The organism is Dethiosulfatibacter aminovorans DSM 17477, assembly GCF_900142005.1.
In the GTDB taxonomy this organism is placed as follows: domain Bacteria; phylum Bacillota; class Clostridia; order Tissierellales; family Dethiosulfatibacteraceae; genus Dethiosulfatibacter; species Dethiosulfatibacter aminovorans.
The window spans coordinates 178,787-205,020 of sequence record NZ_FQZL01000008.1; the positions used below are offsets into that span (position 1 = coordinate 178,787).

The 26,234-nt window shown below is 42.2% G+C and carries 21 protein-coding genes and 1 other RNA gene; all 22 read left to right on the forward strand.

The features are described from left to right. Positions 1–89: 89 nt before the first annotated feature. Positions 90–1,040 carry a thioredoxin-disulfide reductase gene (gene trxB / locus BUB05_RS07120; protein ID WP_073048902.1) on the forward strand — a complete coding sequence of 317 codons (951 nt, stop codon included), beginning with the start codon at positions 90–92 and terminating at the stop codon, positions 1,038–1,040. Positions 1,041–1,315: 275 nt separating this feature from the next. Next, the gene (locus BUB05_RS07125; RefSeq protein WP_073048903.1) at positions 1,316–2,407 is read left to right on the forward strand and encodes a BMP family lipoprotein; all 1,092 of its coding nucleotides are present in this window, start codon (positions 1,316–1,318) and stop codon (positions 2,405–2,407) included. A 112-nt stretch (positions 2,408–2,519) separates the two neighbouring features. Beyond that, the gene (locus BUB05_RS07130; protein ID WP_073048904.1) at positions 2,520–4,061 is read left to right on the forward strand and encodes an ABC transporter ATP-binding protein; all 1,542 of its coding nucleotides are present in this window, start codon (positions 2,520–2,522) and stop codon (positions 4,059–4,061) included. After that, complete coding sequence (locus BUB05_RS07135) at positions 4,045–5,199, forward strand: ABC transporter permease (RefSeq protein WP_245819782.1); 1,155 nt, start codon at positions 4,045–4,047, stop codon at positions 5,197–5,199. The genes BUB05_RS07130 and BUB05_RS07135 overlap by 17 nt, the downstream gene beginning before the upstream one ends. Continuing rightward, positions 5,196–6,140: an ABC transporter permease gene (locus BUB05_RS07140; RefSeq protein ID WP_073048906.1), complete on the forward strand. Its 945-nt coding sequence runs from the start codon at positions 5,196–5,198 to the stop codon at positions 6,138–6,140. The genes BUB05_RS07135 and BUB05_RS07140 overlap by 4 nt, the downstream gene beginning before the upstream one ends. A 281-nt stretch (positions 6,141–6,421) precedes the next feature. Next, entirely contained in the window at positions 6,422–7,807 is a 1,386-nt protein-coding gene (gene rpoN, locus BUB05_RS07145; protein WP_073048907.1) for an RNA polymerase factor sigma-54, read from the forward strand. Positions 7,808–8,112: 305 nt separating this feature from the next. After that, a complete protein-coding gene (locus BUB05_RS07150; RefSeq protein WP_073048908.1) occupies positions 8,113–9,141 on the forward strand; it encodes a sugar-binding transcriptional regulator in 1,029 nt (342 codons plus the stop codon). A 12-nt stretch (positions 9,142–9,153) separates the two neighbouring features. Then, on the forward strand, positions 9,154–10,161 hold the full coding sequence (gene gap / locus BUB05_RS07155; RefSeq protein WP_073048909.1) for a type I glyceraldehyde-3-phosphate dehydrogenase: 1,008 nt from the start codon (positions 9,154–9,156) through the stop codon (positions 10,159–10,161). A 302-nt stretch (positions 10,162–10,463) separates the two neighbouring features. Beyond that, positions 10,464–11,651: a phosphoglycerate kinase gene (locus BUB05_RS07160; RefSeq protein WP_281257990.1), complete on the forward strand. Its 1,188-nt coding sequence runs from the start codon at positions 10,464–10,466 to the stop codon at positions 11,649–11,651. A 46-nt stretch (positions 11,652–11,697) separates the two neighbouring features. Then, positions 11,698–12,444 (forward strand): triose-phosphate isomerase, encoded by a 747-nt coding sequence (gene tpiA, locus BUB05_RS07165; RefSeq protein ID WP_073048910.1) that lies wholly within the window; start codon positions 11,698–11,700, stop codon positions 12,442–12,444. A 106-nt stretch (positions 12,445–12,550) separates the two neighbouring features. Then, on the forward strand, positions 12,551–14,077 hold the full coding sequence (gpmI, locus tag BUB05_RS07170) for a 2,3-bisphosphoglycerate-independent phosphoglycerate mutase (RefSeq protein ID WP_073048911.1): 1,527 nt from the start codon (positions 12,551–12,553) through the stop codon (positions 14,075–14,077). A 145-nt stretch (positions 14,078–14,222) separates the two neighbouring features. Continuing rightward, the gene (gene eno / locus BUB05_RS07175) at positions 14,223–15,512 is read left to right on the forward strand and encodes a phosphopyruvate hydratase (RefSeq protein WP_073048912.1); all 1,290 of its coding nucleotides are present in this window, start codon (positions 14,223–14,225) and stop codon (positions 15,510–15,512) included. Between the two features lie 433 nt (positions 15,513–15,945). Continuing rightward, positions 15,946–16,176 (forward strand): preprotein translocase subunit SecG, encoded by a 231-nt coding sequence (gene secG / locus BUB05_RS07180; protein ID WP_073048913.1) that lies wholly within the window; start codon positions 15,946–15,948, stop codon positions 16,174–16,176. Positions 16,177–16,203: 27 nt separating this feature from the next. Continuing rightward, on the forward strand, positions 16,204–18,207 hold the full coding sequence (locus tag BUB05_RS07185) for a sodium-translocating pyrophosphatase (RefSeq protein ID WP_073048914.1): 2,004 nt from the start codon (positions 16,204–16,206) through the stop codon (positions 18,205–18,207). A 137-nt stretch (positions 18,208–18,344) separates the two neighbouring features. Further along, positions 18,345–19,109 (forward strand): alpha/beta fold hydrolase, encoded by a 765-nt coding sequence (locus tag BUB05_RS07190; protein WP_073048915.1) that lies wholly within the window; start codon positions 18,345–18,347, stop codon positions 19,107–19,109. 16 nt (positions 19,110–19,125) lie between these two features. Next, on the forward strand, positions 19,126–20,739 hold the full coding sequence (locus BUB05_RS07195) for a UDP-N-acetylmuramoyl-tripeptide--D-alanyl-D-alanine ligase (RefSeq protein WP_073048916.1): 1,614 nt from the start codon (positions 19,126–19,128) through the stop codon (positions 20,737–20,739). Positions 20,740–20,769: 30 nt separating this feature from the next. Continuing rightward, positions 20,770–21,936 (forward strand): D-alanine--D-alanine ligase family protein, encoded by a 1,167-nt coding sequence (locus BUB05_RS07200; protein WP_073048917.1) that lies wholly within the window; start codon positions 20,770–20,772, stop codon positions 21,934–21,936. An 18-nt stretch (positions 21,937–21,954) separates the two neighbouring features. Further along, positions 21,955–24,078 carry a ribonuclease R gene (gene rnr / locus BUB05_RS07205; RefSeq protein WP_073048918.1) on the forward strand — a complete coding sequence of 708 codons (2,124 nt, stop codon included), beginning with the start codon at positions 21,955–21,957 and terminating at the stop codon, positions 24,076–24,078. Then, positions 24,075–24,899 carry a CvfB family protein gene (locus BUB05_RS07210; RefSeq protein WP_073048919.1) on the forward strand — a complete coding sequence of 275 codons (825 nt, stop codon included), beginning with the start codon at positions 24,075–24,077 and terminating at the stop codon, positions 24,897–24,899. The genes rnr and BUB05_RS07210 overlap by 4 nt, the downstream gene beginning before the upstream one ends. A 193-nt stretch (positions 24,900–25,092) precedes the next feature. Further along, entirely contained in the window at positions 25,093–25,545 is a 453-nt protein-coding gene (smpB, locus tag BUB05_RS07215) for an SsrA-binding protein SmpB (protein WP_073048920.1), read from the forward strand. Continuing rightward, positions 25,546–25,901: a transfer-messenger RNA gene (gene ssrA / locus BUB05_RS07220) on the forward strand. A 160-nt stretch (positions 25,902–26,061) separates the two neighbouring features. Further along, positions 26,062–26,234, forward strand: a 173-nt coding sequence (locus tag BUB05_RS18990; RefSeq protein ID WP_139257956.1) for a helix-turn-helix domain-containing protein, incomplete at its 3' end; no start/stop codon positions are given.

Sequence of the window (26,234 nt, forward strand, 5' to 3'; positions counted from 1 at the left end):
TAGGGGTGGGGGGTATATGAAAACCTCCCGATACAACATATAATAATATGTGACTATGTTCATGATGTGACGAAGAAAGGAGAACTTCAATGGAAGATAAGATTTATGACGTTATCATTCTTGGCGGCGGACCTGCAGGACTGGCTGCCGGCCTTTATGCAGGGAGAGCGAGACTTGATACACTGATGATAGAAAAGGAAAAAGAAGGTGGCTTGATAGTCCAGACCGAAGAGGTTGAAAACTATCCCGGAGCTATAGAAGGGGATACGGGCATATCCCTTACTCAAAGGATGGTTGAACAGGTTGATAAATTCCTGGCAAACAGGCTCATTGATACAATTACAGAGGTTGACCTGGAATCCGATATTAAGGTCTTGAAAGGACAGAAAGGCGAATACAGGGCAAAGACTGTTATAGTTGCCACAGGGGCAAAGCCGAAGCTTATGGGATGTCCCGGAGAGTCGGATTTCATAGGCAAGGGTGTATCCTACTGTGCAACATGCGACGGAGCCTTCTTTGAAGGATTCGATGTCTACGTTGTAGGCGGTGGTGATTCTGCAGTTGAGGAAGCGATATTCCTCACCAGATTTGCGAAGAAGGTTCATATAATCCACAGGAGGGATGAGCTGAGAGCAGCAAAGTCAATCCAGGAAAAAGCCTTTGCAAATGAAAAGATAGACTTCATCTGGAATTCTCAGGTTGAAGAAGTGAAGGGAACAGGTCTGGTAAACTCAATGGTCATCAAAAACCGCAAGACAGGGGAGATTACTGAAATTAAGGCTGATGAGAACGATGGCATATTTGGAATATTTGTATTCATAGGATACAATCCTATAACGGAGCTTTTTGAAGGCAAGCTTGACATGAAGGACAATTACCTGGTTACAAATGAAAACATGGAAACAAATATTCCGGGAGTATTTGCTGCAGGAGATGTAAGGGATAAGATGCTTAGACAGGTTGTTACGGCTACTTCGGATGGTGCCATTGCTGCGGTTTCGGCAGAAAGATACATAGAGTGCAAGGAATTCGGATGTTGATAGAACAATAACTGTTACAAAAAAGTAAAAAGTTCGCGAACTTTTTACTTTTTTTTAACTTTTTGCATGGTTATGGAACGTTGTCGGGGCATAATCTCTTGAAGCGTTGATTTTATGCGGTTAAGGATGCTTTTCTTCGCATCTTAAATATTCGCTGGCGTAGATAACGCTTCAAAGCCACTTTCCTGGGTTCGTGTTTTGTTAAATAACCCTTGTTAATAAAACTGAATTGCAATATAATTTATATAGAGGAATCTATTTCTAAGGAGGAAGATATGAAGAAAAGAATGTTAACGTTGTTTTTAGTATTGGCAATGGTATTCACATTAGCTTTCACAGGGTGTACACCAGAAGAACCGGCAGAACCTGAGGCGCCAGAAGAACCTTCAGAACCAGAGACGCCAGAAGAACCTGAAGAGCCCGAAACTCCTGAAGAACCTGCAGAGAAGTTTGTCATCGGTATGATTACCGATACAGGCGGATTGGGAGACCAGTCTTTCAACGATTCGGCTTATGAAGGACTATTAAGAGCTGAAGAGGAATTTGGAGTAGAAGTAAAGATTCTTGAATCTGAATCAGAGGATGATTATGGTCCAAACCTCAGCGCATTTGCAGAAGAAGACCTTGACCTTATCATTTCGGTAGGATTCCTTATGCAGTCGGCAACTGATACTGCAGGAAAACAGTTCCCTGACAAGAACTTTGCGATAATTGACGAAAGGGTAGATCTTCCGAATGTTGCAGGTCTGACATTCAAGGAACATGAAGGATCCTTCCTTGTCGGAGTTATAGCCGGACTTACTACGGAGTCTGATGTTATAGGATTTGTAGGCGGCATGCAATTCCCGCTTATTGAAAAATTCCAGTATGGATTTGAGGCCGGAGTCAAGTCTGTAAACCCTGATGCAGAAGTGCTTGTAAACTATACAGGCTCATTCGGAGACGTAGGTCTTGGAAAAGAAGCTGCACTGGCACAGGAGCAGCTTGGAGCGGATGTGGTATATCATGCTGCAGGCGGATGTGGAATAGGTGTTATACAGGCGGCAGGAGAGCAGGGTTTCTGGGCTATTGGTGTTGATCAGGACCAGTCTGCACTTGATCCGGAACACGTATTGTGTTCAATGATCAAAAGGGTTGACAATGCTACTTATATGGCGTCAAAAGCTATTGTTGAAGGAACTTTCGACGGTTCGGACTTTGAATTCGGTCTTGCTGTTGAAGGTGTAGGATATAGCGATAATGCCGGTAATCTTAGTGAAGAGATTAAGACTACTGCAGATATGTACAAGACTGCAATAATCAACGGTGAAATAATGGTTCCATATGACTTGGAAACATTTGAAGCTTTTGAAGTACCGGAAATGTAGGAATTTGCATCACTAGGTCGAATGGCAACATTCGACCTTTTTTTAATAATATGACTTTCAAGTCAATTCCGGTTTCTGGGAATTTTAATTCATTAGCGGTAAGGAGGGAAATATGTCCAGTGTAGTTGAAATGAAAAATATTACAAAAATTTTCCCTGGGGTTGTAGCCAACGACAAGGTGAATTTCCAACTTGAAAAGGGTGAAATTCATGTGCTTCTAGGTGAGAACGGTGCAGGAAAGACAACTTTGATGAATATACTTTACGGATTGTATCAGCCTACATCGGGAGAAATTATTCTGAATGGCAAAAATACAGTTATGAAGGACCCGAATATAGCCATAGAAAATGGTATTGGAATGGTTCATCAGCATTTTATGCTTGTACCTCCTTTTACGGTTGCTGAAAATATAGTTCTTGGACAGGAACCTAAAAAGGGAATGAAACTTGACATTGAAAGCGCCAATGAAAAGGTAAGGGAAATATCTGCTAAATTTGGCCTTATGGTTGACCCTCAATCAAAGGTGCAGGACCTTTCTGTTGGTATTCAGCAAAGGGTGGAAATACTGAAAACCCTCTATAGAGGTGCCGACATACTTATTCTTGACGAGCCTACGGCTGTGCTTACCCCCCAGGAAATTGAAGAATTCGGAATTATAATCAAGAAGCTTGCCTCTGAAGGCAAGTCCATAATATTAATAACGCACAAGCTCAAGGAAGTAATGTCAATGAGCAACAGAGTTACTGTCATAAGACGGGGAAAGGTGATAGATACCATAGAAACATCGGGGACAAACACCGACGAGCTTGCAGAACTTATGGTGGGAAGGAAGGTCAACCTTACAGTCGACAAGCTTGAAAAGGAAATATCGGACAATCGGGTTCTGCAGGTCAGGGGTCTTGAAGTACTTGACAACAGGGGTCTTGAGGCTGTAGGAGGAGTGACCTTTGATGTCAGGGAGGGTGAGATATTTGCCCTTGCTGGAGTTGACGGAAACGGACAGTCTGAGCTCATAGAAGCAATTACAGGACTGAGAAAGACAAAGTCCGGAAGTGTGACTCTGGCTGGAAGTGATATTACAGGGTTTTCCGCACAAAAAGTTATCGAACAAGGTGTTGGCCATATACCTGAGGACAGACACAAAAGGGGCCTTGTGCTTTCACATGATCTTGCAGAGAACATGATACTGGGATATCACTACAAGGAGCCTTTCTCAAAGAACGGATTTATGAATTATGATGTAATACACGACCATGCAAAAAAACTGATCGAGGAGTTTGATGTAAGGACCCCAAGTGAAAATGTGACCGCCAAGTCACTTTCAGGAGGAAACCAGCAAAAGGCCATAGTTGCAAGGGAATTCCACAAGGATCTGAAACTCCTCATTGCAGCCCAGCCAACAAGAGGTCTGGATGTAGGATCAATAGAATTTGTACACAAGAAAATTGTGGAAGCCAGAGATCAGGGTACGGCGGTGCTTCTTGTTTCCCTTGAGCTTGACGAGGTTATGGCTCTTGCGGACAGGATAGGTGTAATATATGACGGCAAGATAGTAGGTATCCTGGACAGAAAGGATGCAACTGAAAAGAAAATAGGAATCATGATGGCTGGCGGTACTTTGGAGGAAGGCGGTGAAAATGATGAAAGAAGATAAATTGTTAAAACGGTTCTGGGATAATTTTAGATTCCCTCTCCTTGCAATATTTCTTGGATTCATAGTTGGAGCCATTTTCATTGTAGCATCGGACAACAGTCCGGTGGTTGCCTACAAGGCGCTGTTTGAAGGAAGTCTTGGCGGGATATCAAAGTTTGGAGAAACACTGTACAAAACAACCCCAATACTTTTTACTGGACTTTCCATTGCTGTGGCATTCAGAACCGGACTTTTCAATATCGGAGCAGAAGGCCAGTATATAATGGGAACCATTAGTGCAATTGCAGCCGGATGGTATTTCCAGGGCCTTCCGCATTTTGCTCTTATTACAGTGATTATTTTGTCGGGAGCCTTGGCTGGTGCTCTTTGGGCATCCATAGCAGGCTTTCTAAAGGCGAAAATAGGAGTTCATGAAGTAATTACTACAATAATGTTGAACTATACGGCTCTTCATTTGACAAACTATATAGTAAAGGCCGTTTTGAATCCGCAGGTCCTTGAAGGAACCCCGAAACAGGCACATACAGTACAGCTGGTAGAGCATGGAAGGCTTGCAAAACTCAGTGAATTCATACCTCAGTTTGGTTATTCCAGTGCGCATACCGGTATATTCATTGGACTGTTTGCTGCCTTTGCAATATATGTCTTACTGTTCAAGACGACCCTTGGTTATGAACTAAGGTCCGTGGGGAACAGTCCAGATGCAGCAGAATATGGCGGTATAAGCAAGGTCAGGAATATTATCCTGGCAATGGCGATATCGGGAGCCCTTTCCGGGATGGCAGGAGCCGTGCAGATTTCGGGACTTCTGTACAAGGTTACCCAGACACCAGCCATGCCGGGATATGGCTTTGATGGAATTGCCGTTGCACTTGTGGGACAGATTCATCCCATAGGAATAATTTTCTCTGCTTTTCTATTTGGTATCCTGAGCAATGGGGCCAGGAAAATGCAGATTGCAGGTATTCCCAAGGAAGTAATTGGAATCATCCAGGGTGTAATCATAGTCTTCGTAGCTGCCGACCAGTTGTTTAAGATACTGGAAAAGAGAAAGAAAGCAAAGGAAATGAAGCTTAAGGAAATGGCTGAAGTTGAAGAAATGAACAATAAAAAGACAGGGGAGAGTGATGAAAGATGACATTGACAATAATTCTTGCGATCATTGCATCGGCAATCAGGCTTGCAACTCCTCTCATATTTGCATCACTTGGAGGAACCTTCTCTGAAAGGTCCGGAGTTGTAAATATAGCACTTGAAGGAATGATGCTCATGGGAGCATTCTTTGCAGTGCTTGTAACCCACCTCTATGGAAGCTCCTTCCTTGGTGTCCTGGGAGCCATAGTTGCCGGAGGGGTTACTGCACTGCTGCTTGCATTCATGTCCATACACCTAAGATCCAACCAGGTGGTTGTTGGTACGGCGATCAATATTCTGGCTGCCAGCCTGACAGCGTATTTTCTTGAAATGGTATGGCACAGATCAGGACAAACTGATTCCCTGCCAAAGGAATTGTCTCTTACAGGAAATCCAAAGATGTTTGCATTTCTTGAGAAGATACCTGTATTGGGGGACATATTCAGCAGGTTTACACCATTTGTCTATCTGGCGTTTTTCATGGTCTTCGTATCATATTTTGTTATATTCAAAACACCCTTTGGATTGAGGATAAGGGCTGTAGGAGAGCATCCAAGAGCTGCAGATACACTCGGTATCAACGTGTTCAAGATCAGGTACATATGTGTCATTTTGTCGGGGTGCCTGGCAGGCCTCTCTGGAGCAAGCCTCTCTCTTGGAACTGTGAGCTTGTTCAGGGAAGGGATGTCTGTAGGTAAGGGATTCATTGCTCTTGCGGCTATGATATTCGGAAAATGGCATCCTGTAGGAGCGATGTTTGCATGTCTCTTTTTCGGTTTTACCGAGGCGATTCAGATACAGGCTCAGACCATAGGTATAAATGTGCCTCCTGAATTTTTGCAGATGCTTCCATATGTGGCTACTATCCTTGCTCTTGCAGGAGTTGTAGGCAAGGCCACAGCGCCTGCAGCGGACGGCAAGCCTTATGAAAAGGGAGAAAAATAGCCGTTGATATACATGTAGCGAAAATAATTTGAATAAAAAAACATCAATCATCCATAGAACTTCACCGTGAAGATCTGTGGATGATTGAATTTTGGATAAATGCTTGAAATTATTATGATTTCAATATTTGTTTTGTCGTTGGCCGCTGCATGAAATGTGAAAACGTTGGATTGTTTTTTTAGAAATACCTTTATTTTTTAGTAAATATTTGGTAAAATTAACTAGACAACATACCAAAATCGAAAAGTTGGTATGAATCTTGTATGTAGGATTTTGATATTATGAAAATAGGTTTTGAGTTAAATCTTCAACAATCACAGAAACTAATAATGACGCCTGAATTGCGTCAGGCCATACAGGTACTTCAATTCAATAATGTGGAATTGAAAGATTATCTGGAGAAGCAGGTTGAATCCAACCCTTTTCTTGAAGTTCAGGAAAAACCTTCTCAAATGGAAAAGGAAAAGACAACAGAAGTAAAGGAAGACAAGATTGACTGGCAGGAAGTAGTTGAAAAATATGACGACTACAGCTACAAGGCATACAGTGGAAGCAGTGAAGAAAAACAATCCTTCGAATCATATACATCAAAGGCCCAATCCCTGAATGATCATCTAAGGTCTCAATTGGGACTTGTGGTGAAAACTGAAAGGGAGAGGATGATAGGAGACGAGATAATCGATTCCCTGGACTACAAGGGATATCTCTCAATGACCATAGATGAGATATCAGTCCATCTGAAAGTGGATCCTGATGAAGTTGAAGAAGTCCTTGTCAAGTTCCACAGCTTTGATCCTGTTGGTGTAGCAGCGAGGGATTTGAAGGAATGTCTGGAAATCCAGCTTAAGGAAAAGGGGATATTCGATGAGAAGGTATACGATATAATCGACTACCATATCGAGGACTTGGCCTGCAACAAGCTTCAGCATATAGCGAAGTCTCTGGATATTACCGTTAAGAGGGTGCAGGAAATCTGCGACATAATAAGGATGCTTGAACCAAAACCTTCAAGAGGGTTTGTGCTGGAGAGCGACAGCATAAAGTACATTTCTGCAGATGTTACAATAACAAAGGTGGAAGGTGAATATGTCATAATGGTAAACGATTCCGACATGCCCCTTCTCAGGATTAGCAACTATTACAAGAATATAATGAAGAACAGCGACGACAAGGAAACAAATAAATTCCTCAACGATAAGTTCAACTCTTCCCTGTGGCTTATTAAAAGTATAGAGCAGAGAAGGAATACCATGTACAAGGTTGCCGAATCTATACTGAAGCACCAGCTTGAATTCTTTGAAAAGGGAGCCAAGTTCTTGAAGCCTATGGTCTTGAAGGATGTGGCCGAAGACATTGAAGTGCATGAATCGACAGTCAGCAGGGCTACAAACGGCAAATATGTACAGACCCCAAGAGGACTTTTTGAACTTAAGTACTTTTTCTCGAGCTCCATATCGAAGGAAGGTAACAACGACGGAATGGCGTCGACGAGTATCAAGACTATGATTAAGGAGCTTGTGGACAATGAAAACTCCAAGAAGCCTTTGAGCGATCAGAAGATAGCGAACGAGCTTAACAAGAGGGGGATAGACATATCGAGAAGGACCATAGCCAAATATAGGGACGAACTCCAAATACCGTCATCCTCCATGAGAAAAAGATATTAATAAATAAAATTTCAAAAATCACATGAATTTTACAGCAATTATAACCCATTTAATGATATAATTAACCGACGGCTTATTCCGTCGGTTTTTTACTTTTCCAATATTCAAATTATTATCAATTCTCAACCAACTTTTTTCATATCGCAGGGAAATAAAATTTATTTAAAAATACCCTTGAAATTTTCAAAAGAAAGTAATATAATACAAACATAGGGACAAAAAAATTACCCCAGGGACAAAATTAGACCATGCTCGTAAAGGGCATATGAATAAAGCCTTTACCAAAGGGTTTTATGGAGGATTAAATGAGATTTGAAAAAGTACTGGCTATACAAAATTCAATAGTTCCCGAAATGTCCAATCTGATTATGAAGAGATACAACCTTCTTAAATCATTGAAAAGCCATCAGCCTATAGGGAGGCGGATGCTTGCTTCGAAAATAGGGATGACTGAAAGGGTTTTGAGATCTGAAGTGGAGATACTGAAAGATCTCGGACATATAAGGATCGAATCTTCAGGAATGAGGCTTTCAAAGGCTGGAGAGAAGTTGCTTGTAGATACTGAAGAGTTGATATACAACATGAAGGGATTGAAGGATCTTGGGAACCAACTGAAGGAAAAGATGGGAATAAGAGAGGTATCCCTGGTTGAAGGCGATTCCGATGATGACGATATCATTGTAAAGGATATGGGAAAGAAAGCATCCCTTATTATAAATTCTCTTCTTGAGGATGACATGAAAATTGGAATCATGGGTGGAACAACCATGGCATGTGTTGCCGATGAAATGGAATACAATAGAAAGGTCAGGAATATAATGGTGGTTCCCGGAAGGGGAGGACTTGGTGAAAAACTGGAAATACAGTCCAATACCATAGCTGCAAAGCTTGCCCAAAAGCTCAATGCCGAGTACAAGCTTCTTCACGTACCTGACAACATACAGCCTGAACTTCTTGAAGCGCTTAGGGAGAACCCTCAGATAAAAAGCGTGCTGGATGAAATAAAGAAAATAGACATGATAGTCTTTGGAGTGGGTACTGCAATGGAAATGGCCGAAAGAAGAGGCATGTCGGAGTTGAAAAAAGATGAGCTGAAGCTTAAGAATGCATCAGCGGAAGCACTGGGTTATTATTTTGACAGCAACGGAATACCTATTATGCATACGGATTCCGTGGGTATAGATTTAAAGGATATTAATTCCATAAAGCACGTAATATGCATAGCTTCAGGCAAGAACAAGGCCGAAGCAATATATGCGTTTTCAAAATATTACAAGGATTATATTTTGGTCACAGATGAAGAGACAGCAAAGGAAATTTTAAAATTAAATTAGGAGAGTGGTATTATGAGTATTAAAGTAGCGATTAACGGATTTGGCAGAATTGGTAGACTGGCTTTCAGACTGATGATGGAAAGTGACGAGGTTGAGGTAGTTGCAATCAACGATTTGACTGATGCGGAAACACTTGCATACCTGTTGAAGTATGACACTGCACAGGGACCATACAAGACTGACAATATAACAGGAAAAGACGGAAAGCTTATAGTTGAAGGAAAGGAATTCCAGATTCTCGCACAAAGAAATCCGGAAGATCTTCCATGGGGAGACCTAGGAATCGATGTAGTTCTTGAATGTACAGGGTTCTTCACAAGCAAGGAAGGTGCAGAGAAGCACTTGACTGCTGGTGCCAAGAAGGTATTGATTTCAGCTCCGGCAAAAGGAGATCTTAAGACTATTGTATACAATGTAAACCACGATATATTGGATGGAAGCGAAACTGTTGTTTCAGGTGCATCTTGTACTACAAACTGCCTTGCTCCAGTGGCAAAGGTTCTTGATGACAATTTCGGACTAGTTAAGGGGTTCATGACTACTATCCATGCATATACAAATGACCAGGCTGTTCTTGACAGACCTCACTCAAAGGGAATAAACTCAAGAAGAGGTAGAGCGGCTGCTGCCAACATCATACCAACATCTACTGGTGCCGCTGCAGCAGTGGGCAAGGTTCTTCCTCAACTCAATGGAAAGCTTGACGGAATGGCGATGAGAGTTCCAACGGTTACAGGTTCTGTTGTTGACATAGTAGTTGAACTTGAAAAAGAAGCTACAGTCGAATCTATCAACAAGGCGATGGAAGCTGCAGCAAACGAAACACTCGGATACACAGAAGATCCGATAGTTTCAAGCGACGTAATCGGTACAAAGTATGGAAGTGTGTTTGACGCTCAGTTGACCAAGATGATAGATGTAGACGGCAAGAAGATGTTCAAGATCATAACTTGGTATGACAATGAGATGTCTTATACTTCACAGCTCGTAAGAACACTCAAGCATATAGCTACAATATAAGACCAAATATATAAAATATCAACGCTTAAAGGGATTTTACATATTTTGAATTTCCTGAGCCATCATAAATGCTGCGGAGGATTCTGCGGCATTTATTATGAAAAGCTTGAGATGTTTTTCCAAATATATAGAAAGTTCATGTAATAAATAGTAGTGAAGCAATTATGAATTACAGCGAGGTCTCGACTTCGAGATACGATAATCAACCTTAATAAATAAAAGATTATCGTGGTGAGGGAGTAGGGAGCTGTTAGTCATAATTGCGAAACGGTGACAACACTTTAGAACATATTGGAGGTATTATGAAAAAACAATTGACTGACCTTCAGCTTGAAGGCAAAAAGGTATTGATGAGGTGCGATTTTAATGTTCCTCTGGATGAAAATCTTGAAATTACAGATGACATCAGAATAAGAAGCGCAATGGAGTCCATTAATTATGTTTTGGACAACGGCGGCAGCCTGATTCTTATGTCTCACCTGGGAAGACCAAAGGGAGAGGCAAAAAAGGAATTTTCCCTTGATCCTGTTGCAAAAAGACTGGCAGACCTTCTTGGCAAGGAAGTTGTATTTGCAGACTTTGACGATGTAATGAACAACGAAGTAAAGGAAATGGCTGACAGACTTATTCCCGGTGAAGTCATGCTTTTACAGAACACCAGATTCAGAAAGGAAGAAAAGAACAACGATGATGCATTTTCTAAGGAACTCGCTTCCCTTGGTGACGTGTTTGTAAATGATGCCTTTGGAACTGCCCACAGGGGACATGCATCAAATGTTGGAGTTGCAAAATATCTTCCATCTGCTGTAGGATTCCTTATAGGAAAGGAAATCGAAGCAATAGGCGGAGCGTTGTCCAATCCGAAAAGACCTCTTACTGCAATTCTTGGAGGAGCAAAGGTATCCGACAAGATCGGTGTAATAGAAAACCTTATGAACGTGGCCGACAACATCATAATAGGCGGAGGAATGGCCTTCACATTTGTAAAGGCCCAAGGATATGATGTTGGATCATCTCTCCTTGAAGAGGATAAGGTTGAACTGGCTGCAGAGCTTATTAAGAAAGCAGAGGAAAAGGGAGTCAAGATGCTGCTTCCTGTTGACTATAAGATTACCAGAGAATTCAAGGATACGGATGAATTCGTAGTTGTAGACTGGAGAAACATACTTGAAGGACACATGGGACTTGACATAGGGACCAAATCCATAAAATTATTCAGTGAAGTAATAAAGGAATCAAAAACTGTTATCTGGAACGGACCTATGGGAGTGTTTGAATTCAAAAACTTCGCAGAAGGTACGAATTCAATTGCAGGTGTACTTGCAGAGGAAGATGTAATATCCATAATCGGCGGTGGAGACAGTGCTGCGGCAGTTGAAAAGGCTGGCCTTGCAGACAAGATGACTCACATCTCAACCGGTGGTGGAGCATCCCTTGAATATATGGAAGGAAAGATACTTCCCGGAATAGACTCAATAGAAGAAAAGTAGTGTGAGCCCATATGGGAACACTGAAAAAATGGTAGAGGAGATATATATGAGAAGACCTATAATGGCTGGAAACTGGAAAATGAACAATACGGTTTCAGAAAGCGTAGAACTTGTAAAAGGATTGATTGAAAAGGCGGAAGGGACAGAAAGGGATTTTGTTGTGTGCCCTCCATATACGGCTCTTTATACAGTAAGCGAACTTATAAAGGGAACAGAAATAAAGCTTGGTGCGCAAAATATACACTTCAAGGAAAAGGGAGCATATACTGGAGAAGTTTCTCCTTTGATGCTGAAGGAACTCAATGTAGAGTATGTAATCATTGGCCACTCTGAAAGAAGACAGTATTTCGGAGAGACTGATGAAACAGTAAACAAGAAGATCAAAACTGCATTTGAATACGATATGAAGCCCATAGTGTGCGTAGGTGAATCTCTGGCCCAGAGAGAAGGGGGCATTGCCGAACCCATAGTAAAGGGCCAGCTTGTAAACGGACTTAAGAACATAGACAGCAAGGATGCAGAAAGAGTAGTAATAGCATATGAGCCGATCTGGGCAATTGGAACAGGAAGAACAGCAACCAGCGAGCAAGCCAATGACATGATCAAGTTTATAAGAAGCGTACTTGCGGGCATATTCGGAAAGGAAGCTGCAGATACAGTTAGAATCCAGTACGGCGGAAGCGTTAAGCCTGGTAATGTTAAGGAAATAATGGCACAGTCGGACATAGACGGAGCCCTTGTAGGTGGAGCAAGTCTCAAGGTTGATGACTTTGCACAAATAATGAACTACTAAGATAAATGGACTATCCTCTGCTTCATGAGATTATGTATTTATGGTATAATCTTATTTGTTGCATGTTACATTGTTATTAGAGATTAATTTTGATAGAGGAGAAAACATGAGTAAAAAAACAAAAATACTGATGATACTTGACGGATGGGGAAAGGGAAAGGACTATGAAGGAAATGCCATATACAGGGCATCAACCCCTAATTTTGACAGACTGATAAGCGAGTATCCTTCAACTTACATAAAAACAAGCGGAAACGATGTAGGACTTCCCAAGGGACAGATGGGAAACTCCGAAGTGGGCCATACGAACATTGGAGCAGGCAGAATAGTCTACCAGGAGCTTACAAGGATCACAAAGAGTTTCGAAACGGGAGAAATAGAAAAGAATGAAGTTCTTCTGAAAGCCTTTGAAAATGCAGTGAAGAACGATACAAAGCTTCATCTTATGGGACTTGTATCCGACGGAGGAGTGCATTCGCACAACCGGCATCTATACAGCCTCATAAGATTTGCAAAATCCCATGGAGTGAAGGATATCTATGTACACTGCTATATGGATGGAAGAGATGTTCCGCCAACAAGCGGTGCTGGATTCATCAAGGAACTTGAAGATGAAATGAAGGAAATAGGTGCAGGAAAGATAGCAACAGTAATGGGAAGATATTATGCCATGGACAGGGATACAAGATGGGAAAGAGTCAAGATAGCATATGATGCCCTTACAAAAGGCCAAGGTGCCCATTATGCAGACCCTGTAGAAGGTGTGGAAGCATCCTATGCAAATGGAGAAAACGATGAGTTCATCAAGCCTATAATCGCCGCCGAAGACGGAAAGATCGAAAATGGAGACAGTGTCGTGTTTTTCAATTTCAGACCTGACAGGGCGAGAGAGATAACAAGGGCAATTGTTGACGACGATTTCAAGGGATTTGAAAGAGAAAAGATAAACACCGAATTTGTCTGCATGACCCAGTACGATGCGACAATAAAAAATGTATCGGTTGCATTCAAGCCCCAGGTTCTGGAAAACACCTTCGGGGAATATATCAGCAAAAAAGGTCTCAAGCAGCTTAGGATTGCAGAAACCGAGAAATATGCCCATGTCACCTTCTTCTTCAATGGAGGCATCGAGGAGCCGTACGATGGAGAAGAGAGGGTTCTCATTCCGTCGCCAAAGGTTGCAACCTATGACCTCAAGCCTGAAATGAGTGCATATGAAGTCAAGGATGCCCTTTTGGAGCAGCTTAAGCTTGATATTCATGATGTCGTAATAATCAACTTTGCAAATCCTGACATGGTAGGACATACAGGCATAATGGAAGCAGCAATTAAGGCTGTTGAAGCAGTGGATTCCTGTGTTGGGGAGATTGCGGATTATGTAATAGAGCACGACATGGAGATGCTTGTTACTGCTGACCACGGAAATGCAGATGAAATGCTAAGCGACGACAATGCAGTTCTCACTCAGCATTCCACAAATGAAGTGCCGCTTCTATTCATAACCAACAGGAAAGGCAAAAGCCTCAAGGAAGGAAGGCTTGCAGATCTTGCACCTACCCTTCTGGAGCTTATGGATATGGAAAAGCCGCCGGAAATGACGGGAGAATCATTGTTGAGGAGCCAGCTGGTTTAAAACGGACACAAATTAAATAAAAATGTTTCAATATTTACTTTAAACATATATAATAATACTGTCAAATAGCGAAGAATGGTTTAATTGACAGTGAATTTAAGGGTATAGCGGTGTTTTGAAATCGCATATAAAAACGGAGGTAATTATGAGTATAATAAGTGATATTTACGCAAGAGAGATTTTGGATTCAAGAGGAAACCCGACAGTAGAGGTTGAAGTATGGACTGAAAGCGGTGGTTATGGAAGAGCTGCAGTTCCATCGGGAGCTTCGACAGGAGCATTCGAAGCCGTTGAACTTAGAGACGGTGACAAAGACAGATATATGGGCAAAGGCGTTCAAAAGGCTGTTGACAATGTAAATGAAATAATTGCCCCAGAGCTTATAGGCATGGATGCTGCAAACCAGGTAGTGGTCGACCAGATCATGATCGAGCTTGACGGAACAGACAACAAGGGAAAACTTGGAGCAAATGCAATCCTTGGAGTATCGATGGCATGTGCAAGAGCTGCAGCAGACGTATTTGGACTTCCATTGTACCAGTACCTTGGCGGAGTAAATGGAAAAACTCTTCCTGTACCTATGATGAACATCCTTAACGGTGGCGAGCACGCCGATAACAACGTTGACATACAGGAATTCATGGTAATGCCTGTAGGAGCACCAAGCTTCAAGGAAGCCCTTAGAATGGGTGCAGAGGTGTTCCATAGCCTTAAGTCAGTGTTGAAAGGCAAAGGTCTCAACACTGCAGTTGGTGACGAAGGTGGATTCGCACCGAACCTTACTTCGAACGAAGAAGCTCTTGCTACAATAGTTGAAGCAATAAAGGCTGCTGGATACGAGCCTGGAAAAGATGTAATGCTTGCCCTTGATGTTGCTGCAACAGAACTTTACAACAAGGATACAAAGAAATACGTTCTTGCAGGCGAAGGAAAAGAGCTTACAGCTGCCGAATTCGTAGACTTCTACTCTGAAATGGTTGAAAAGTACCCTATCATCTCAATAGAAGACGGACTTGACGAAGAAGACTGGGAAGGATGGAAGGTAATGACTGAAAAGCTTGGAGACAAGATCCAGCTTGTAGGAGATGACCTTTTCGTTACAAACACTGAAAGACTTTCCAGAGGAATCGAGGCGAATACTGCAAACTCGATCCTTATAAAGCTTAACCAGATAGGAACGATCACAGAGACTCTTGATGCAATTGAAATGGCAAAAGTGGCAGGATACACTGCAGTCATTTCACACAGGTCAGGAGAAACTGCCGACAACACTATCGCAGACCTTGTAATCGCAGTGAACGCCGGACAGATCAAGACAGGTGCTCCATCAAGATCAGACAGGGTTTCAAAATACAACCAGCTTCTTAGACTGGAAGACGAACTTGGATCAGCAGCCCAGTACAAGGGAATCAAGACTTTCTATAATTTACGCTAAGTAACTATGTTACGTTACTTGCTTTAGCAAGCATAGCGGCGGAGTAAAGTTAACATTAAAATAAAATCACACGTATCAAGTGATTTTGAGAATTAGGAACTTTACGTAGCGGAAGTAGTCAGTAAAACATCAGATACTCAATGCCCGGCTTAAACAACAGGCCGGGTGTTTTCATGCATGTTGCAAAGCTTAGTTCATGGAAGATATGACTATTGCCTATATATAAGAAATGGATTTAATCATTGACACTAAGACTATTGCAAGAATAATATCGCATATTCTATATTATTCAAAACTTGCCGGAGCCAATAGTTATGGGCAGGAATGAAAATGTTTTCCTGTCATATATATTTTCAATAACGCAATTAATGTGTTGCTTTTAAATTAGCCCTATGTTAAAATACTTCTGTTAATCAGAAAAGGAGGTGTAGTAATGAAACTATTTGCAACAATACTTCTAATAGTAGCCAGTTTGGTACTTATAGCCAGTATTCTTTTACAATCAGGAAAGTCAGCAGGCCTTTCAGGAGAAATAGCTGGTGGAGCCGAATCGATTTGGGGAAAGAATAAAGGAAGAAGCTATGAAGGTCTGTTGGAAAAACTGACAACTGTTTCCGCAGGACTTTTTATTGTTATGTCATTAATTCTGACTGCACTTCAATAATTTATACACAATAGGAGGTTACTTGAAATGAATTTAATAATAGCACCTATAATAGGTGTGGTTGCCTTGTTGTATGCATACTACAAGGCAGTAACAATCAACAAAGTTGACGTGGGTAACGAAAGAATGAGGGAGATATCCGGATACATTCATGAGGGAGCCATGGCTTTTTTGAGTAGGGAATACAGAACACTTTTAATATTCGCAGCAATATTATTTATTATTCTAGGCGTAGGTATTGGTTGGACTACAGCTATCTGTTTCCTTGTTGGAGCGGCTTTTTCAGCACTTGCTGGATTCTTCGGAATGCAGGTTGCAACAAAGGCCAATGTAAGAACTGCAAATGCAGCTAAAGATGGTGGAATGAACAAAGCACTTTCTGTTGCATTCTCTGGTGGTGCCGTTATGGGTATGGCCGTTGTAGGTCTTGGAATCATAGGTGTGGCTGGACTATACTTGATATTCAACGATATCACAATAGTTACAGGATTCTCGCTTGGTGCTTCTTCAATAGCGCTCTTCGGACGTGTTGGCGGTGGTATATATACTAAGGCTGCTGACGTTGGTGCTGACCTTGTTGGTAAGGTTGAAGCTGGAATCCCAGAGGATGATCCAAGGAACCCTGCAGTTATAGCTGACAACGTTGGAGACAACGTTGGTGACGTTGCAGGAATGGGAGCAGACCTCTTCGAATCATATGTTGGTTCTATAATTTCTGCCATTACTCTTGGACTTATAGCTTTTGGCGACGAGGGAGCCTTGTTCCCGCTTATGCTTGCAGCAGTAGGTATAGTTTCATCAATAGCAGGAACATTCTTCGTTAAGGGAAATGAAGGAACAAACCCACAGAAGTCGCTTGACATGGGAACAAACGTAAGTGCAATAATAGTTATAGTTGCCGCTTACTTCCTGAGCGTATCAATCCTTGGTACTGCAAGACCTTTTGCAGCTATCATCACAGGACTTCTTGTAGGTATAATAATAGCAAAGATCACAGAATACTATACATCTACAGAGTACGCTCCTGTTAAGCAAATCGCAGACCAGTCAAACACTGGACCGGCAACAACTATCATCAGCGGTCTTGCAGTAGGTATGGGTTCTACTGCTATGCCTATTATAGTTCTTGCAATAGGTATACTTGTAGCCTTCTACGTATCAGGCGGATCAGCCGATGCAGCACAGGGACTTTACGGTATAGCACTTGCAGCAGTTGGTATGCTTTCTACAGCAGGTATGACCATAGCAGTTGACGCTTACGGCCCTATTGCCGACAACGCAGGTGGTATCGCAGAGATGTGCGAGCTTCCTCCTGAGGTAAGAGAAATAACTGACCAGCTTGATGCCGTTGGTAACACAACTGCAGCAATAGGTAAGGGATTTGCAATCGGTTCTGCAGCACTTACTGCACTTGCACTGTTTGCATCATATACTCAGGTTGTTGGCCTTTCAGTAATCAACCTTACTCAGCCTACAGTTATTGCAGGTCTGTTCGTAGGTGGAATGCTTCCATTCCTCTTCTCTTCAATCACTATGCAGGCAGTTGGTAAAGCTGCATTCTCAATGATTGAGGAAGTTAGAAGACAGTTCAGGGAAATACCTGGAATCATGGAAGGAAAGGGAACACCTGAATACAAGAAATGTGTGGATATCAGTACTACTGCAGCACTTAGAGAAATGGTTATTCCAGGACTTCTTGCAGTAATAGTACCTGTTCTTATAGGACTTCTTCTTGGTAAGGAAGCTTTGGGTGGACTTCTTGCAGGTGCCCTTGTAACCGGAGTTCTTATGGCAATCATGATGGCTAACGCTGGTGGTGCATGGGACAATGCCAAGAAATTCATCGAAGGTGGAGAGCACGGTGGAAAAGGAAGCGAGGCTCACAAGGCTGCCGTTGTTGGAGATACTGTTGGTGATCCGTTCAAGGATACTTCAGGTCCTTCAATCAACATCCTTATCAAGCTTATGACTATAGTTGCTCTTGTATTTGGACCGCTTATCGCTGAGTTTGGCGGAATGCTTATCAAATAATCCAAGAGAGCAAATTTGAACAACTAAACTCAAATAATTGTAATCAATTCAAGCCCCTGCAAAGGGGCTTTTTTCTTCCAATTTTAACGGTAATCTGATATAATCTATATTGTTTGATTAAATTGCATGGAGACATTATGAAAGTTGAAATTCAAGGACTGGACATCAATTACATACAGGAGGGACAGGGTCAGGATGTGTTGCTTCTCCACGGATGGGGAGGAAGCATAGAAACCATGATTCCAATTGTCAACATCTTAAAGAATTCCTTCAGGGTGACTGCGGTGGACCTTCCCGGTTTTGGGAAAAGCACCACGCCTGGAGAGGTCATAGACTCATACGGGTATGCGGAAATAATCAAGGGATTTATAGACAAAACGGGACTGGAGAATATAATACTTTTCGGCCATTCACATGGTGGAAGAATATCAATCATTCTTTCAAGCAGGTATGAAGACCTTTTCGACAAGGTCATCCTGATAGACAGCGCAGGAATAATACCAAAAAGAACTGCTACTTATTACATTAAAGTTTACACCTTCAAGCTTATGAAGAAGGTCTACCTGGCATTCACGTCTAAAGACAAAAGACAGGAGGTACTTGAAAGGTTTTACAGGAAGCACGGCTCCGACGACTTCAAGGAAGCCGACGGCATAATGAGAAAAATAATGGTGAAGGTTGTAAATGACAACCTTAGACACCATCTGAAGGACATCAAGTCTTCCGTACTTCTCATATGGGGTGAAAAGGACGATGCTACGCCTCTTTACATGGCAAGGATAATGGAGAAGGAGATACCTGATGCAGGACTTGTAGTACTGGAGGGAGCAGGTCATTATTCATATGTTGACGACTTCAACACCTTTAAGGTAGTAATTAACAGTTTTTTACAAAACAACTAAAAGACAGGAGGAAATAATGGTATTTCCAATAGTAATAATATCAATATTCTGGATAATCAAAATATATTTCAGAATCAGGTTCTCCCTGCACATGATGCAGATAGAGATGTATGACAACGAGAAATTCATAAACTGGTCAAAGAAGAACAGGAAGAGATTCCTCACACAGAAATCAAGAATTATGATTGGCATTTCAGCACTGCTGACCCTTGTCTATATCCTCTGGCCATACAATATATACATATTGGTGGCATTATGGTCCCTTGCTTCAGTAACAACCATGGAATTCAGCAATTACGAGGCCAAGAAACCTCTCGTATACACGGGTAGGGCAAAGAGACTTATGGCTGCAACCATATTCATAGCAATAGTCGATTTGGCAGCTATAGTATTTTTGAGCTGGCTCATTGCAGGTGACAAGTATTATGTTGCAGTAGGTGCTACCATTCTAGCCCTTGCGCTTTATTTTGGAACCTATTATGTAGTGGGTGGCGCATGGATAATTAAACCTGTTGAAAGAATTATCAACATGAAGTTCTACAGGATGGCAAGAAACAAGATAAAGAACATGGAAAAGCTAACAACCATAGGAATTACGGGAAGCTATGGAAAGACAAGCACCAAGTTCATAACGGCAAAGATATTGGAACAGAGATACAAGACATACAAGACCCCGGGAAGCTTCAATACACCTATGGGAATAAGCAAGGCTGTAAACAACGAGCTTGATGAAAACTACAGTGTATTCGTAGCGGAGCTTGGAGCCGACAGGATAGGGGACATCAAGGAAACTGCAAAGCTTGTGAGCCCCAAGATAGGAATTCTCACATCCATAGGGCCAAGTCATCTTGAAACATTCAAGTCCATAGAGAACATAGTGAAGACAAAATACGAACTCATAGAAGAGCTGCCATATGATGGCTGGGCAATATTCAACTACGACAATGAATATGTGAAGAAGCTTGCGGACAAGACATATACCAGGAAGCTCCTTTACGGACTTAACAATACTGACGACCTGGACATCTATGCTGACAATATCAAGTCCGGCAGGGAAGGATCGACATTCACCCTCCATATCAAGGAAAAGGGAACCGTCGACTGCAAGACCAGCCTCCTGGGCAAGCACAATATACGAAACATACTGGCAGGAGTCTCCGCTGCCTATGCCATGGACATGACACTGGTGCAGATAGCAAGCGGAATAGAAAAGATAGAACCCATAGAACACAGGCTCCAGCTCATAGATCCAGGAACCGGCGTTCTTGTAATCGACGATGCTTTCAATTCAAATCCTGCTGGAGCAGCTGCAGCACTTGAGGTGCTAAGCGAGTTTGAAGGAAACAGGAAAATAATCGTAACTCCGGGAATGGTTGAGCTTGGAAGGATTGAATATGAGGAAAACAAAAAATTCGGCGTCAAGATAGGAGAGACCTGCGATCTTGTAATTCTTGTTGGAGAAAACAGGACAAGGGCAATTAAGGAAGGAATCGAGGAAACCGACTTTGAAAAGGACAACCTGATCATTGTGAAGTCCCTGAAGGAATCGGAAGAAGCCATGAAGAGTCTTCTGAGAGCCGGAGACGTAGTGTTGTTTGAAAACGACCTTCCGGACACATACAACGAATAAACGACAATAAGTAGATGAAAGGATACCAAAATGAAGAAAGTTGGAATTATAATAGGTGGAAGAACAGTTGAACACGAAGTTTCAATAATCACCGGACTTCAGATATACGACAATATTGACAGAACCAAATACCAGCCTTACGTAATATATATAGACAAGAAGGGGAAATGGAACATAGGAGATTCCCTTGGAGACATCAACACCTACAAGAACAAGTCCTTTGATGGAATCACGGAAGTTATCCCATGGCAGAACTTCGACAAGAAGAATACCCTTACACTTCACCCCAACCCTGACTTGAAGCAGGGTCTCTTTGCAAAGAAAAGGGAAAAGCTGGAAGTGGAAGTGGTGATTCCTGCAGTGCACGGTACAAGTGTTGAGGATGGAGCTCTTCAGGGAATACTTGAGTCATGCGAAGTGCCATACTGCTTTACGGGAGTAAAGGCATCGGCTCTTGGAATGGACAAGGTGTCAATGAAGAAAATCTTCCATGCAGAAAACCTGCCTATGGTGGATCATATCTGGTTTTACAGGTCCCAGTACAGAAAGGACCAGGAACAATACCTTGAAAAGGCCGAGTCAATTGGATACCCTCTAATAGTAAAGCCTGCAAACCTGGGTTCAAGTGTGGGAATAAGCAAGGCTACAAACAGGGAAGAACTTATGGAATCCATAGAGGTTGCACTTTCCTACGACAAGAAGATACTGGTTGAACAGTGCATAGAAAACCTGAGAGAAATAAACTGCGCCGTAATAGGATACGAGGATGATGTGGAAGCATCACTCTGCGAGGAGCCCATAGGCTGGGAAGAATTCCTCAAGTACGAGGACAAGTACATGAGCGGCAAAAAGGGAAAGGGCTCGGGAGAGGACAAGAGGATAATACCTGCAGATATTCCCGATGAAGTGTCACAGAGGATAAGGGAGCTTGCCAAGAAGGCATTCATGGCAATAGACGCCTCGGGAACATCCAGGGTGGATTTTCTCTACGACAACAAAAACATATATGTAAACGAGATAAATACAATACCAGGCTCCATATCATTCTATCTGTGGGAGCCTTCGGGATTGCCTTTCAAGGAGCTCATAACAAGACTCATAGAAATTGCTGAAACGAGGCACAATGACGAAGCTGAAAACATAGTTTCATACGATATAGACCTTTTGAACAATATGGCCAAGGGAGCAAAAAATTAATCCGCAGGAGCTGCTGATATGAGTATTAAAGAGAGAATCGTATCATTTATGAACGAAGATGCCTACAAGCCCATGCTGATCGGTGAGATCCTCAAGGCGCTTGATACCTCAAAGGACATGAAGAAGGAAATACTCAAGATTCTCAATGAACTTGAGGAAGAAGGCAGGATAATAAGGACAAGAAACGAAAGATATGCAATTCCTGAAAAGATGAATCTCATTACTGGCACCATTCAGGGATCCCAAAAGGGATTTGGATTCCTGATTCCCGACAATACAGAGATTAAAGACCTCTTCATATCTCCTGTGGACCTCAACGGAGCAATGCACAAGGACAGGGTTATAGTCAGACCCATGAAGAGCAACGGCAACCTGAAAAGCCCTTCGGGCAAGGTAATAAGGATACTTAAGAGGGCGAACTACGAAGTTATTGGAACACTTCAGGAAACCAAGAACTTCGGTTTTGTGCTGCCTGACGACAAGAGGATTTCCCAGGACATATTCGTATCCAAGTCGGACTTCAACGGAGCAAGAAACGGCCAGACGGTAATTGTGAAGATTGTGGAATGGCCGGAAAAGAGAAAGAACCCTGAGGGAGTTGTAAAGAGCATACTGGGCTCTTCAGACGACATAGAGACATACATAATGTCGGCCCTCATAAGGAATGAAATAAAGACCAAGTTTCCCAACAAGGTCTTGAGGGAAGCTGCTGAAATTACCCGGGAAATATCAAAAGATGAAATCAAAAGAAGAAAAGACTTCAGGGATTATACAATAGTTACTATAGACGGAGCAGATGCCAAGGACCTTGACGATGCCATCCATATAATAAAAAGAGACGACGGCTTATACGAGCTTGGAGTGCACATTGCCGATGTAACCCACTATGTCAGAGAGGGAGCTCCCCTTGACAAGGAAGCATTGGAAAGGGGTACCTCAGTATACATGCCAGGAGAAGTAATACCCATGCTTCCAAAGGAACTTTCAAATGGCGTCTGCAGTCTAAACCAGGGAGAGGACAAGCTTGCCCTGTCTGTTGTCATGACCATTGACGGAAAGGGAAAGGTAAAGGACTTTGAAATATTCGAAAGTATAATCAATTCAAAGGCGAGGCTCATATACGACGACGTATCGGACATTCTTGAAAATGATGACGAAGCCATGTCTGAGAAATACAGGGATCTTATTGATGATTTCAGAAATATGGAGGATCTTGCCAAAATCCTCAGAAGGAAGAGGGACGACAGAGGCTGCATAGACTTCGATTTTCAGGAAGCAAAGATTGTGCTGGACGAGGATGGCCGTGCGATTGACGTGGCAAAATACGATAGAAGGACGGCAAACAGGATAATAGAGGAATTCATGATAGCCTGTAACGAGACCATTGCAGAAAGCATGTTCTGGTCCAAGGTGCCCTTCATATACAGGATACATGAAAGCCCCGATAATGACAAGATTGCTGAATTCAACAAATTCATAGCAAACTTCGGATACTTCCTGAAAGGAGCTGCGAACGTCCATCCAAAGGAGCTTCAGTCAATAACAAACAAGGTCAAGGGAAAGAAGGAAGAGACGGTAATAAATACCATAATGCTGAGATCCCTGAAAAAGGCTGTCTATAGCAGCCATCAGGACAAGCACTTCGGACTGGCATCGGAATACTATTGCCACTTCACATCTCCCATAAGGAGATACCCGGACCTTCAGATTCATAGGATCATAAAGGGATTCATTAACGGAAGGCTAAAGGATACAGACAAGTTGGAGTCGCTGCTGGCTAAGGTTGCAGACCAATGCTCCATTAACGAAAGAAAAGCCGCTCAGTTGGAACGGGAAGTTGACGACATAAAGGCAGCGGAATACATGTCGGAGCGCATTGGAGAGGAGTATGAAGGGATAATCTCAAGTGTAACAAGCTTTGGTGTGTTTGTAGAGCTTGACAATACCGTTGAGGGCCTCGTGCATATATCAAACATGACCGATGACTACTACTTCTATGATGAAAGAAACTACTCCATGATAGGAGAAATGACCAAGAAAACCTACAAGATAGGAGATGTGGTCAATGTAAGACTTGTTAATGTAAACATTCAGAAGGCGGAGATAGACTTTGTCTTTTGTAGAAATAAAGGAGAAAGATGATAAAACTAGGAGAAATACAATTATTAAAATTGAATAAGGCAGACAAAAAGGAGCTTATATTCATAGATGAGGACGGTACCCAGGTATTCGTCAAGAAGGAAAAGGGAATGGATATCGTGGAAAAGGGCCAGGAAGCCAAAGTTTTCGTATTCAAGAAAGGCAGCAGGAATGAAGGAACCCTTAGGCTTCCTGCTTTGGCAGTAGGTGAAATAGGCTATCTGAAGGTTACCGACATAACAAACATTGGTGCATTCCTGGATTGGGGACTGGACAAGGACCTGTTCCTTCCATTCAAGGAACAGAAGGGACAGATAAAGACAGGCAGGGAATACATGGTAGGAGTCTATATAGACAAGTCTGAAAGGCTCTGCGCAACCATGGACATATATGAGATGCTTGGTACGGATTCTTCTTACAAGGAAGGGGACAAGGTTACAGGAACCATCTACAGCATGAAGAAAGGATTGGGGGCAATGGTTGCAATAGACAACAAATACCACGGTCTCATCCAGGAGAAGGACTTCATAGGCAAGAGAATAGGAGACAAGATAGAGGCAAGGGTAGTCAAGGTAAGACCTGACGGCAAGCTGAATCTCAACCTGTTTGAAAAGGCTCATCAAAAGATGGACAATGACGCCGAAAAGATATACAAGATGCTTGTAAAGGCAGGAGGATTCCTTCCGTACAATGACAAGTCAAATCCAAATGCAATTAGAGAAAACTTCAACATGAGTAAGGGCTCCTTTAAAGTCGCAATAGGCAGACTTTACAAAAGAAAATTAATCGAGATCACACAAAGAGGAATTAAAGCAAGGGATTAGAAAAACTGTCGACCATTTGACAGTTTCCCTTTGGTTTGCTATAATAGTCAAGCAAAGAAGCTATGCTTCGTCAGTCGTCTAAACGACTGTTGCACGCGTTGAAAGTTTTCTTTGTAAGTAAAACTACAAAGCATCAAGTAGTTTTACAAATCTTGACTTTCATAAGCTGTGAACATAAGGACAGGTGAAAGACATGAAAGACAATGAAAGAGTAGTTGCCAGAAACAAAAAGGCCCGACATGACTACTTCATAGAAGAAACATACGAAGCAGGCCTGGTTCTCAAGGGAACCGAGGTAAAGTCGATTAGACAGGGCAAGGTCAACTTGAAAGACAGCTACGGACAGATAGAAAATGGTGAAATCTATGTCCACGCAATGCACGTCAGTCCTTATGAACAAGGCAATATCTACAATACAGATCCAATGAGAAAAAGGAAGCTTCTCCTCAACAAAAGGGAAATAAGAAAGCTTACAGGACTTGTAACACAGAAGGGATATTCCCTCATACCTCTCAGCCTCTACCTGAAAAACGGGAAGGTGAAGATGGAGCTTGCCGTAGCCATAGGTAAGAAAAAATACGACAAGAGACAGGATATCGCCAAGAAAGACGCTCAACGCAGGATGCAGAGAGTCAAGGACTATTAAGGGGGCGTAATTGGTTTCGACGGGGGTATAGAAGTATAATAAGCGAGCCGCTGTAGCCAACCAGCGTAAAAAATGGCAACTTAAATTAAACGCTAAAAACAATAATAATTTAGCATTCGCAGCGTAAGCTGTTAGCTTGTTCCACTTGGCCGACCTGTAGGCCATACTGGGACATCAGATAAATCAGGGAACTGCTTTAGGGACGCTTCGACCTATTGCCGAACAATCGAAGATAGCCTGATGTGAATTTTGTCAAGACTTGTCACATCATGCGATACTCTAAGTTTTGACTGCGCTCGGAGAAAGTTGTATGGAAATGCTTTCGGACGTGGGTTCGACTCCCACCGCCTTCACCAATAAACTCTCATAGAGAATGAAACCAGCATGCTTATTAATTGATATGCTCCCTTAGTAATAGACAGTTTAAATAATAAAACTGTTATCACTATGATATGCTCCCTTAGTAATAGACAGTTTAAATAATAAAACTGTTATCACTAGGAGGGCATATTTTTTATGGGAAGAAAAGGAAAAGTATCTTTTGAGGAAAAGACTCGTATAGTAGAAATGTATTTGAATGGTATTTGTTCACAAGAGGATTGTGCAAGGATAGCTGGAGTTACAAAAACATCAGTCCAGCAATGGATCAGAAAATACGAAACCTTTGGTATTGAAGGTTTAAATACAAA